At 33.2% G+C, this 12,635-nt stretch carries 9 protein-coding genes; 7 read left to right on the forward strand and 2 right to left on the reverse strand.

From position 1 onward, the window contains the following. Window positions 1–142: 142 nt before the first annotated feature. On the reverse strand, window positions 143–1,261 hold the full coding sequence (locus AC3ASS_RS12170) for a CAP domain-containing protein (RefSeq protein WP_488283795.1): 1,119 nt from the start codon (window positions 1,259–1,261) through the stop codon (window positions 143–145). A 235-nt stretch (window positions 1,262–1,496) separates the two neighbouring features. Here AC3ASS_RS12170 and AC3ASS_RS12175 point away from each other — a divergent pair, with 235 nt between their 5' ends. Next, on the forward strand, window positions 1,497–3,215 hold the full coding sequence (locus AC3ASS_RS12175; RefSeq protein WP_488283796.1) for a sensor domain-containing protein: 1,719 nt from the start codon (window positions 1,497–1,499) through the stop codon (window positions 3,213–3,215). A 25-nt stretch (window positions 3,216–3,240) separates the two neighbouring features. Here the strand turns inward: AC3ASS_RS12175 and AC3ASS_RS12180 are convergent, their stop codons facing one another. Beyond that, window positions 3,241–4,191: an aromatic acid exporter family protein gene (locus tag AC3ASS_RS12180; protein WP_488283797.1), complete on the reverse strand. Its 951-nt coding sequence runs from the start codon at window positions 4,189–4,191 to the stop codon at window positions 3,241–3,243. A 142-nt stretch (window positions 4,192–4,333) separates the two neighbouring features. Here AC3ASS_RS12180 and AC3ASS_RS12185 point away from each other — a divergent pair, with 142 nt between their 5' ends. The 6 genes from AC3ASS_RS12185 to AC3ASS_RS12210 all read left to right on the forward strand — a co-directional run bounded on the left by AC3ASS_RS12185 (window position 4,334) and on the right by AC3ASS_RS12210 (window position 12,326). Then, a complete protein-coding gene (locus tag AC3ASS_RS12185) occupies window positions 4,334–5,206 on the forward strand; it encodes a gamma-glutamylcyclotransferase family protein (RefSeq protein ID WP_488283798.1) in 873 nt (290 codons plus the stop codon). A 6-nt stretch (window positions 5,207–5,212) separates the two neighbouring features. Further along, window positions 5,213–5,803 (forward strand): ribonuclease H1 domain-containing protein, encoded by a 591-nt coding sequence (locus AC3ASS_RS12190; RefSeq protein ID WP_488283799.1) that lies wholly within the window; start codon window positions 5,213–5,215, stop codon window positions 5,801–5,803. A gap of 309 nt (window positions 5,804–6,112) precedes the next feature. Next, the gene (locus AC3ASS_RS12195) at window positions 6,113–8,494 is read left to right on the forward strand and encodes a penicillin acylase family protein (RefSeq protein WP_488283800.1); all 2,382 of its coding nucleotides are present in this window, start codon (window positions 6,113–6,115) and stop codon (window positions 8,492–8,494) included. Window positions 8,495–8,847: 353 nt separating this feature from the next. Next, on the forward strand, window positions 8,848–9,522 hold the full coding sequence (locus tag AC3ASS_RS12200) for a response regulator transcription factor (protein WP_488283801.1): 675 nt from the start codon (window positions 8,848–8,850) through the stop codon (window positions 9,520–9,522). A gap of 91 nt (window positions 9,523–9,613) precedes the next feature. Further along, entirely contained in the window at window positions 9,614–10,972 is a 1,359-nt protein-coding gene (locus AC3ASS_RS12205; protein ID WP_488283802.1) for a HAMP domain-containing sensor histidine kinase, read from the forward strand. A gap of 145 nt (window positions 10,973–11,117) precedes the next feature. After that, window positions 11,118–12,326, forward strand: coding sequence for a S1C family serine protease (locus AC3ASS_RS12210; protein WP_488283803.1), 1,209 nt, complete (start codon window positions 11,118–11,120; stop codon window positions 12,324–12,326). Window positions 12,327–12,635: the final 309 nt, after the last annotated feature.

Below are 12,635 nucleotides of genomic sequence, written 5' to 3' on the forward strand. Positions count from 1 at the left end.
GTACGGTTTGATGAGGGGAAGCTGAGAGTAAAAGAGACAGCATGAGCTGTCCCTTTGAAATCAGTTTTCTACTCTACAAAAGATTTATCCAAGCTTCTATTCAATAAACCAGGTCCCTATAATCGAAAGGATAATATAAAATTTACTTAGCATAAAAATTTTGTGTATAGTATGGATGTGATTCGCTATTAAAAGCAACACCTACTCCTAAATATTGAAAATCTGGTTGAAGGATATTCTCACGATGTCCTTTAGAATTCATTAATCCTTCATGAGCAAATATACTACTTAACTGACCATATGCTAAATTTTCCCCAGCTAATGTAAACTTTACCGCATCACGAAGCATTCGATCAAAAGGTGATTCTCCTTTAAGATTCGTATGACTAAAATAATTATGTTCGGCCATATCTTTACTATGTTTTCTTGCTGTTTGTTGAACATGTTCATCCCAAGTCAAGACGGATAGCCCATGATTCACTCTACTTGCATTCGTTAAATCAAATAATTGATATTCAAAACCAATTTTTAATTCTTCACTTGCAGGAGTATATACGTTCGTTTTTTTATTTTCCAATTTCTCACTAATGATTTGGATAGCTGTAACGGTATCATCCGCATGTTTATCATAAAAAATGGTGATGTAGCTATCATTGTGATGAAAAATATCGTAGTCTCGATCTTTTTGAATTTGATAAACAATAAATCCTTTTTGTATTTTTTCGAGAGGTTCACCTAATATTTGGCGGACTTGCTCTTTTGCAGTTCCAAATTTAATCCCTACAGTAGAGGTAATGAGATTTTGGTTCGTATATAATCCAGCTACGTTTTGTTCATTATCATAGGCAACCATTACGAATTGTTGATAATTTTGATGATAAGTATACCAATTCGTTCCATATTCGTTCATACTTACTCTTTTCTCTTTCCCTAATTGATGCTCTACCATTTCCTTTGGTTGCCCGATCTCAATATTATGAATGGAGAATAAATGCTTCGTTGGTTTTTCTAGTTTTACTTCTTTTCTAATTTCTTCCGAAAATTCTTCTAAATCCTCACCAATCTCGGCTTCACCAAATAATCCTTTAATCTCATCAATAATGGAAAAGAATGTATCTGTTATTTTATATTTTTCATTCGCTTGATTAAGTTTCGATTCAACTTCAGAAAATACATTGATCTCATATTGTTTTTCTATATACTTAACTCCAACCATGAGGAGAATGAGTAACAATAAATAGAATAATAGCTTCCGTAGCATAAATCTCACTCCTTTCATCTGACAGGATTGACAGATAAAAGATTTTTCAAACGGAATATGATTGATCAAATCAATTATACGCTTTTTTCAAAAACACTACTATAAAAAAATTTTTTCATTTATATTAGAATTTGAAAAATGTCACAATTATGAAATATTCTTATGATATTCAATCATCCAAACAAAAAATTATTTGTTTATAATAAGTGATGAATATGACACTGGGGGATACAGAATGAATTATCGTAGAGAGCTGAATTCTGCGTTAAAAAAATTGAAAGATATAGAATTTGCCTTAAATGAATCTGCCATTGTAGCAATAACAGATCAAAAAGGAATTATTCAATTTGTCAATGATAAGTTTTGTAAGATTTCAAAGTATAAAAGAGAAGAGTTAATCGGTCAAGATCATCGAATTGTGAATTCTAGCTACCATGATAAAGAATTTATGAAAAATGTTTGGAAAACTATTGGAAGCGGTAAAATTTGGCGGGGCGAGTTTAGAAATAAAGCGAAAGATGGCACTTTTTATTGGGTCGATACAACCATTGTACCTTTTCTTAATAGCAATGGTAAGCCTTATCAATACATAGCTATTCGCTATGATATAACGGAAAAAAAGAAAATCCAAAAAGAGATGGAACGAATGGCATACATAGATTCTTTAACAGGTGTGCCAAACAGAAACTCGTTAAATAAATATATACGACACTACATAAAAGCAAAAAGAAAGTCTCAAATGGCCATTTTATTTTTAGACATTGACAGATTTAAATCTATTAATGATCATTATGGACATTTTGTCGGTGACCTATTGTTGGAAGAAGTTGGGACAAGATTAAAAGCGTGTGTGCCGAATGAACATACCATTTTTCGCCAAGGTGGAGATGAATTTATCATCATTTTGGAAGATTTTAAATCACAAAATGATGTTGAATCCATCGCTCAATCAATCGTTGAAGAACTTTCTAAGCCATATAATATTTCTGGTCGTAGAATATTAGCATCAACTAGTATCGGAGTTAGTATTAGTCCGAAAATGAACGTTACTCATGAAAATCAACTTATCATTGAATCATTAATTAAGCAAGCAGATACAGCTATGTACCATGCGAAAAGGAAAGGTGGAAATCAATACTGTTTTAATACAGACAAACAGATGATTGAACTTGAAAACTATTATAAAATGGAGCATGAATTGTTAAAACCTTCCGTGATGAATGAATTTTATCTTGTATATCAACCGATTGTTCAATTAAAGACCAATAAAATTATTGGATTTGAAGCATTGATCCGATGGAATAATTCAAAACTCGGACTAGTACCTCCATCAGAATTTATACCGATTTTAGAAGATAATGGAGAAATTATAACTGTTGGAGAATGGGTGATTAAATCTGCATGTAAACAAATGAAAGAATGGTTAGAAAACGGTCTTTCATTAGAAAGAATTTCCGTAAATGTTTCACCGGTACAATTTAATCATAGAAGTTTTGTTCAAGAAATTATCCATATATTACATGAGACGGAATTAAATCCAAAATATTTAGAATTGGAAATTACTGAAGGAATGTTATTAAATATCGATGAAGCACTTGAAACTTTAAAAGAGTTAAAGAAAATTGGCGTCAATATCGCAATTGATGATTTTGGAACAGGCTATTCATCTTTATATTATTTAAAACATTTACCGGTTGACAAAATGAAAATTGATCAATCGTTTACTAGAACGTTAAATAAAGACGGAGAAATTATCGTAGATACGATCATTGCAATGGCAAATAACTTAAATTTCATCGTTACCGCTGAAGGAATCGAAACAGATGACCAACTGAATTATTTATCTACAAAAAAATGTAATGAAGGTCAAGGCTATTATTTTAGTCGGCCAATGTTGGCTGACGAAGTGGTATCATTTGTAAAAAACTATGACAGATCGTTCATTAACAATTAGTGAAAAGGGACATATTTTTGTCCCTTTATTGAATTCCTTTAAATTTCATTTTAATCATTAAATACAACTCCATTTCTTTTACAAATTGTACGAGAGCAGCACGTGCTTCAAACTCTTCTCTCGTTTTTGGTAAATCCATTTGCTTAAAATTTTTACGCATTTGTTGCAATTGATGTATAAATTTATAGGCAGTATTACCCGAATATATATTCGTTCGAATATCACGAATGAAATCTGCAACAATTTTGCTTTGTTCTACTGAAACTTGAATAGAAGTAACTAAAAAAATGATTCGATTGATGATTTCAAATTGCTTTTCTCGCATAGCAAAATAGTGATAATAAGAATCTTCACTTTTTAAAAGATGATTTTCTATATCTTGAATGGCTATTCTTTTTGCATCTTTTAACAATTGACTAACCTTAGTAATTTCTCTCCCATCCCATACACGTTCAGGATTTCTTAAGTAAAATTCAATTTCTTTAAAAATAGCAGCAAAATTTTCTTCTATTTCCTTAATATATCCTTTTAATTTTTTTTCTGCACTTGGCATATATAAGTTCATCAATAATGCAATTCCAATACCAATTAATATTAGAAGAATTTCATTTCCAATAACTTTTAATGTAATATGACTGGAATTATATAAATGGAAGATAATCACAGAACTTGTTATAATCCCTTCAGTAATTTTTAATTGTACAGTTATTGGAATAAAGATTAATAACATTAGACCGATCATGATTGGATGATACATGATTCCTTCAAAAACAATATAAGAAATCCCCATCGCTACTAAACAAGCAGCAAATCGGTCCCATGAACTTTTTAGCGATTGTTTTTTTGTTGCCTTTATACATAAAATGGTGATAATGCCGGCAGAAATGTAATTTTCAAGCTGGAGCGCTTGGGATATCATGACAGCAATCGTTGTCCCTAATGCTGTTTTAACTGTTCGATATCCAATTTTTATCAATGATCATCGCCTCTTTTTTTCAAATTCATCAATATTGTTCCCAAATTGTCGGTGTTTGTTGAAAGAGCGACTCAAATTGATGAAAGAAACCGTTAGAGAGGAAAGTTAAGTAATGGTAAAATTATGAAGAGGTGGGGAGAACATGAATTATGTTTTTGTCTATGGTACGTTAAGAAGAGGAGAGAGAAATCATTATTTATTAAAAAATGCTAAACTATTGTATGAACAAGCATGGACGTTTGGTCAACTATTTGATACTCCTTATCATTTTCCGGTATTATATGAATCACCCAATAACAAAATATATGGAGAACTATATGAAATTACAGAAGATGAATTAAAATTATTAGATCGTTTGGAAGGATTTGAAGAAGGAAAAGAAAATAATTATTATGAGAGGAAAATAAAAACTATTTTTACCGATCAAGGATGCTTTGATGCCTATGTTTATATTGATACAAAGCGTCATATCGAAGTGAGTAAAGAAATTTTAAATGGAGATTGGAAAGTGTACCAATTAGAACAGTCGCGACCTGAATACATCGATTATTTTGCCTATGGGTCATGTATGGATCATGAACGTTTCCAAAAACATGGCGTCGATCATTATTTCCAAAATGTAAAAGGTACGGGTATATTAAATGGGTATTCTCTACGCTTTTCTTTACCAACGAGTGACGCTGGAAAAGCTGATATTGTTGAAGATAAAGTTGGTATAGTGGAAGGAATTGTTTATCAAATACCTTTTGAAGCCACCCACTACCTCTATAGACGTGAAGGAGTAGCCATTGGTCTTTATCGGCCAGCAGTCATAACAGTTGAGATTAATGGAAGAAATATTGAAAATGTATTAACATTTATTGTCATTGATAAAAAAGAAGAAACTCCTCCTTCATGCCTGTATGCAAAGGAAATATTCCGTGGAGCAAAAGGCTACTTAAGTGAAGGTTATATCAAATCTTTACAACAACATGTAAAACAATTACAATTAGCGTTAAGAAATAGAAAGAAGTGAAGTTCTATGAGCAAAAAAAAATATTACGTTGTCTGGAAAGGATATCAGCCGGGGATTTATCCAACGTGGGATGAATGTAAAAAACAAGTAGAAGGCTTTTCTGGAGCAAAATATAAATCATTTCCATCCTTACGGGAGGCAGAAAAAGCCTTTAAAGAAGATGCTTCTCCAAAAAACGAACCAATGAATCTATCTTACATAGAAGATAGTTTATCCGTTGATGCTGCATGCAGTGGAAATCCCGGTCAAATGGAGTATAAAGGAGTATACACTAAAACTGGTGAAACGATTTTTCACTTTGGTCCAATTCTAGGAACAAATAATATTGGTGAGTTTTTGGCGATCGTTCACGGACTAGCCTATTTACGTGAAAAAAATTCATCTATTCCTATTTATTCGGATTCACAAACAGCCATTCAATGGGTAAAAATGAAAAAAGCTAATACGACATTAGCATTCAATCAGGATACAAAAAGGGTTTGGGGACTAATTGAACGAGCAGAAAAATGGCTGCAAAAACATTCATACGAAAATAAATTGTTAAAATGGGATACGGAAAAATGGGGAGAAATTAAAGCAGATTTTGGCAGAAAATAATTTATAAATTGATATATTTAATCAATAATAAATAGAAACAAAAGATGACGACTTCAATAATAAATAAAACTAGGATTTTAGAAACATTACCATTCTCATTTTTAATGAAGGTTATTGAAAATATACGAACATTAATCATGACTTTTTAACTATTATCAATGAAAGTAAAAATTTTACTTGAAAACTTCCAAATGATCGGAAGTTTTTTTATTGCGAAAAAACCAATTCATTTTTTTTTGAAAATATAGAGGATTGAAAAATCATTTATCAAATATAAGTATTAATAATAAAGCAAAAGGGGGGAATCATGTGGAATTAGTTACAGAGAAAAAGACAAAGATGAAAAGATGGAAAAAAGGTTTATGGGTAACATTTGGTAGTTTAATATTTTTTATCATTTTAGCAATTATTTTTGTAACCGTTTACATCAATCGTTCACTACCTCTTACAAGTGGGAAATTGGCTGTAGAAGGATTAATAGAAGAGGTAAAAATTGTTCGAGATGAAAATGGGGTTCCACATATATATGCGAACAATGATCATGATTTATATTATGCGCAAGGATTTATTCAGGCACAAGAACGACTTCTACAAATGGATTTAAGCCGAAGACAAGCATCTGGACGATTAAGTGAAGTGATAGGTAGTGCAGCCATCGACCGAGATAAATTTTTTCGTACACTAGGACTTCGACGAGCAGCAGAAGCATCATATGAAGCTTATAGTAAAGAAGCAAAGCAAACATTACAAGCATTTGCTAAAGGTGTAAATGCTTTTATCAAGATGGCGATGGAAGAAAAAAGACTTCCAATCGAGTTTACGCTATTAGGTTATGAACCTGAGAAATGGGATCCAATTGATTCTTTAACGATTGGAAAATATATGGCGTTTGATTTAGGTGGCCATTGGCAAGGGCAAGCATTTCGTTATTGGGCATTAGAAAATCTTCCAGAAGAAAAAGCGAAGGACTTATTTCCATCTTATCCTGAAAATGCACCTGTCATTCTCTCAGCATATGAAGATGTGAACCTATCTATTGAACAAGCGTTTGCTTCTGCCATCATCCCGACAGAATTTAACGGAAGTAATAACTGGGTTGTCAGCGGTGATAAGACAGCAAGTGGAAAACCTTTATTAGCCGATGATCCACACTTATCTCTAGCAACTCCATCCATATGGTATGAAATGCATTTACACTCACCAAATGTCAATGTAGGTGGAGTTATTTTTGCTGGAATTCCAGGTATTATTTTAGGACATAACGATCATATTGCTTGGGGCGTAACAAATACAGGTCCAGATGTACAAGATTTATATATTGAAAAAAGAAATCCGGCTAATAAATACGAATTTTTATATAAAAATGAGTGGGAAGAAGCAACCGTAATTCAAGAACCGATTAAAGTGAAAGGAAAAGAAACGATTCCATATGAAGTAGTCATTACAAGGCATGGTCCAGTCATCTCTGAGTTTGCACATGAGTCAGGAGAAAATAACGTTTTATCTCTCCGCTGGACTGCTTTAGATCCATCTGTCGAACTTCAAGCCGTTTTAGAAATGAATCGTGCAACAAATTGGGAAGAGTTTGAAAAAGCTTTGGAAAATTTCCACGTGCCAACACAAAACTTTGTTTTTGCTAGTAAAGATGGAACAATTGCCTATAAAGCAAACGGTAAAATCCCAATTCGAAAAGGAAATGGAATCTTACCTGTACCTGGATGGACGGATGAATATGAGTGGGAAGATTTTATACCATTTGATGAATTACCAAAAGTCGTTAATCCAAAAGAAGGATTTGTTGCAACTGCAAATAATAAAGTTATCGGGGATGAATATCCTTATCATTTAAGTAACCATTGGGCCCAACCTTACCGATATATGAGAATTAAAGAATTTTTGGAGGAAAAAAATGATTTAACGGTTGAAGATATGCAAAATCTTCAAATGGATCAAATGAATTTATGGGCACGCGAATTCGTCCCGATATTCGTAGATGAGCTAAACAAAAAAGAACTAAAAGAAATGGAAAAAAAAGCAGTTAACATTTTAGAACAATGGGATTTTGTTGATGATAAAGAAAAATCAGCCCCATTGATTTTCCATTTAATGATGAAAGAAATACCAAATGTATTATTTGAAGAGGACATACCTCCAACTATGAATCAGCTTTTTACAGGAAAACAAAGTATTGTTGATGAATTATTACGTCGTGCGGCAAAAAGGGATGTTTCTCCTTGGATAGAAGAAAAGGGAGGATTACAAGAAGTTCTTTATGAAAGTCTAACACGAACACTTTCAAAAATCCAAAGTGAATATGGAAATGATCCTTCCAATTGGAAATGGGGAGACTTTCATCGATTATATTTTGCGCACCCGATGTCTTCTTCATCAAGCATTTTAGAATTCTTTTTTAACCGAGAAGATCCTATTCCAATTGGTGGAAGTCAAGTAACTGTTCAAGCAGCGAGTTACAATGATGAAGGCATTGTGAATCATGGTGCATCATGGCGTTTTGTTGCCGATTTATCAGATTTATCAAAAACATATCATATCGTTGGTCCTGGTCAATCGGGGCATTTTAAAAGCCAATGGTATCATGACCAAATTGATGATTGGGTGGAAGGAACGTATCACGAAACATCAATTACCGAAAATTTAGAAGGATATGAGCTATTATTACAACCAAAATAACGCATTTAGAATCAAGCCTTTCATGTTAAACTATGTAATAAAGTACAAATACTAAAAGCCAGTGAACATCTACTTGACGTAGAATGTTCACTGGCCTCTATTTATTCATTTACAAAAACTTTTTGTCTATGAATCAATGAAATTAGAATAGAGTCATGATAATATTCGACCGATAACTTTCTCTATCTTAAAATTTTAATTTAGTTGTAAAAGGTACGATTCAATATAAAGGATGTATATAGTTTCAATCCAGAAAGAGTTTCCACTTTAGTTTAAAATGAACTTTGACTTATTGCTGACACATAAATAAGGTATCGTATAATTAAACGTTGTAAGGCTGGAGGCTGTGAAAAGTGAAAATACTAGTAGTGGAAGATGAATATCCCATTAGTCAAGTTTTAAAAGCTTATTTACAAAAAGTTCATTATGAAGTCATACAAGTTTTTGATGGGAAACTAGCGATGGATGTATTTCGCACAACCAGTCCTGATTTAGTTTTATTAGACGTTATGTTACCAAATAAAGATGGATGGCAAATTTTAAAAGAAATTCGAGAAGAAAGCAATTGTCCGGTTATTATGTTAACAGCATTAGGTGATGTTTCTAATCGGTTGGAAGGATTAAATACGGGGGCTGATGATTATATTGCGAAACCATTTGTAGCTGAGGAAGTGGTTGCAAGAGTGAAAGCTGTTTTGCGTCGAGTACATAAAATCAATCCATCGGTAAAACGATTTGGACAATTGGAAATCAATTTTAAAGCCCATGAAGTAAAGTTAAATCAAAAAGTTATATCGCTTACTCCAAGAGACCTATCGGTATTATTATTTTTAGCTGAGCATCCAAACCAAACCTTTACGAGAGAACAATTGATTGAGCATATTTGGGGATGGGATTATGATGGAAGTGATCGGGCGGTGGATTTAGCCATTAAACGAATCCGAAAAGCTCTGAAAGATTGGCCAAGCTCTGATGGAGAAATAAAAACTTTACGAGGATTGGGGTATCAATTAAGTGTCTATAAATAATAGAAGCACTAAATTCAAATCGAATTTCGCACAAAAATTCCTTAAACAAAAAGATCGTGTATCAATAACTACTTATTGGACTCGAAGATATTTGACAACATTATGTATTGGACTTGCAATCACGGGCTTTATTTCTGCTTTATGGATTCGGCATCAAGCATTAGAAAATCGTCTTGATATGATGATGTTCTTAGCTGAAAATACAGCTGATAGCATCGTTGCCCATCAAAAAAGAGATTCAAATTCAAATCCAAATCGAGTGGAAGAATATTTTTTAGCTGAGAAGAAGATATCAAGAATGGATATTGAACCTTTTTCTTATATTGTCGATACTGATGGGATCATCATTTCTAGAAATCGTTCCGAGGGACCACTTAATCTTTTTGTTTCACCTACAATTTTAAATAATGATAGAAATATTGGATTAACAAAGATAAACAATGTAGATTTTTATATTGTTAAAGCTCCCATTGAATTTAATGAATCTATCATCGGCTGGGTATTGTTTGTTGATTCAAAGGAAAATTTGACCTATGTCAATCATGAATACACGCAACTAGCGATTATGATTATTAGTCTTGCACTATTGGGTTGGGGAGCCATCTATGCCTTATCCAAAAGGTTAGCAAAACCGATAAAAGATGTAGCTAAGGCTGCTAAACTAGTTTCTGCAGGAAATTATCAAGTCAATATTCCGAATGAAAGTAAAGAATTAGAGGTGTATGAACTCGTTCAATCATTTAAAGAAATGACAGGGAAATTAGAGAAATTGGAACGGTTACGGACTGAACTTTTAGCCGGAGTCACTCATGAATTAAAGACACCCGTCACTTCTATTAGTGGACTTTTACAAGCTGTGAAAGATGAGATAGTTACAGGAGAAGAGGCAAAAGAATTTTTAACGATTTCCTTAAATGAAACGGAAAAAATGAAAACAATGGTGGAAGATTTACTTACCTTTAATCAATTTTCTACAAACATCATTCAAGTGAATAGAGAAAAACATTTCATAAATGATATTGTTGAAGATGCAGTTTTTATTTGGGAAGCCAGTCAAAAAGATGCAGAAATTCAGATTGAATTAGTTAAACTCAATAAGGATGTAGAAGTTGAAACAGATCCTATACGTCTTCAACAAATTATGACCAATCTTTTAAATAATGCTAAACAAGCGATTGAAAACAAAGGGAATATTCGAATTATGTTATCTGAAGATTTGAATTGCATTAATATCGATGTAGCAGATACTGGTCATGGGATACCAGAAAATGAGCAACCTTTTATATTTGAACGATTTTTCCGTGGTAATGAAAAAAAATATAAAGTCCGTGGTTTGGGGCTTGGCCTATCTTTAAGCAAGATGATTGCTCAAGCCCTTGGAGGAGAGCTATTATTAATGCAAAGTTCCAATCAGGGAACAACATTCCGTGTTATTTTGCCAAAGAATTAAAGGAACAAATCGAAATTCTTATCATATGAAAATGTGAGTCTTAAAGCAAATTCTAGCTTTGGACTCATTTTTTATTTTTTGACATTTACTTGACACATTGAAAAAATAGACTGAATTTGTAAAGAAATGAAGGAGGTTAAGAACAATGATTGAGGGAAGCACACCGAGCAACTCTGAAACGATAGAAAAAGAACATAAAAAGAAATCATTATTCAAAAACATTTTTAGTACAGTTTCCGCGGGTGTTGTTGGTTCTTTGATTACATTGGTCGTTGTTCCATATGTGGATGTATATGACGAAGGAGAAAAAGAAATAAAAGCGTATGAACAACATGTGCCAAATGCTAGTACAGTGTCAAACATTCAAGTTTCATCAACTTCTATTGCCGATATGGTGGAACAAGTTTCTCAATCCATCGTTGGCATTTCAAACTATCAAAAGATGAATAGTTCACCATTTCCGGGATCAGTTAGGCAAAACAAAGAAGTCGAAAGTGGAACAGGTTCAGGAGTGATTTATCACGTAACAGATGATGCCCTTTATATTGTCACTAATAATCATGTAATTGAAAATGCTGATAAATTGTTAGTAACTCTCTACAATAAAGAAACGGTAGAAGCTGAATTAATAGGCTCTGATGCATTAACAGACTTGGCAGTTTTAAAAGTGAATGGTAAATATGACATTTCTCCCATACAGTTTGGTGATTCCGATTCTTTACGCGCAGGAGAAGAAGTGATTGCCATTGGAAATCCGTTAGGACTAGATTTTTATGGAACTGTGACTCAAGGGATTATTAGCGCAGTAAATCGATCCGTCGAAGTTGCAACGACAAACGGCACTTGGGAAATGAATGTGGTTCAAACCGATGCTGCGATAAATCCGGGAAATAGTGGGGGAGCACTTTTAAATACAGCTGGGCAATTAATTGGGATTAATAGTATGAAAATATCCAATGATCAAGTAGAAGGTTTGGGCTTTGCCATTCCAAGCAATGAAGTCAAATCAGTTATAGAACAACTGATGAAAAATGGAAAAATTATTAGACCTTATTTAGGCATTTCTATGGTTAATCTTTCTGATGTTCCATCCTTCTATTTAGATAATATCGCTGGTGATATAATGGAGGGAATTATCATTACAGATATTGATCCGATTGGTTCAGCAGCAAAAGCAGGTTTACGAAAAAATGATATTATTCTTTCTATCAATGGAAAAAAGATAACAACAGCAAATGACCTAAGAAAATATTTATATAAAGAGTGTAAAGTAGGAGACAAAGTGACTATTGACTACTATCGTAATGGAAAAAATGAAAAAGTAAACGTAACATTGAATGCCATTAATCATTAAGATAAAAAATAGAAGGCAAGGGAGTTTCTTTGCCTTCTATTTTTTTCTATCTTAGCGTGCCCAGCTAAGCTGTTATCTGCTAGTTGGTGCAAGTCCAACCCGAGTAAGTGCCAAGACGCTCGGTAGCTGACAGGCAACTGGTGGAGAAATCCTAAGGTTGAAGCCCTGTGACAAAGTAACTCTCTTGGAGAGTGCGAGCAAATCAACAGACCGTAACATAAAGTGAATCCTGCCGCCTCGTCAAAAGAGACCTCCTATGGAGGACAAAGGGAAGTCGAGCCTGGTTAGATTGGGCGAAGACCACGGAAG

It is taken from the genome of Bacillus sp. JST-5 (assembly GCF_057747715.1).

Bases quoted from the DNA above. Each gene is read 5' to 3' on its own strand.
- AC3ASS_RS12175 (WP_488283796.1), top strand. From the start codon at position 1,497: ATGAATTATCGTAGAGAGCTGAATTCTGCGTTAAAAAAATTGAAAGAT.
- AC3ASS_RS12185 (WP_488283798.1), top strand. From the start codon at position 4,334: ATGAATTATGTTTTTGTCTATGGTACGTTAAGAAGAGGAGAGAGAAAT.
- AC3ASS_RS12210 (WP_488283803.1), top strand. From the start codon at position 11,118: ATGATTGAGGGAAGCACACCGAGCAACTCTGAAACGATAGAAAAAGAA.
- AC3ASS_RS12170 (WP_488283795.1), bottom strand. From the start codon at position 1,261: ATGCTACGGAAGCTATTATTCTATTTATTGTTACTCATTCTCCTCATG.
- AC3ASS_RS12190 (WP_488283799.1), top strand. From the start codon at position 5,213: ATGAGCAAAAAAAAATATTACGTTGTCTGGAAAGGATATCAGCCGGGG.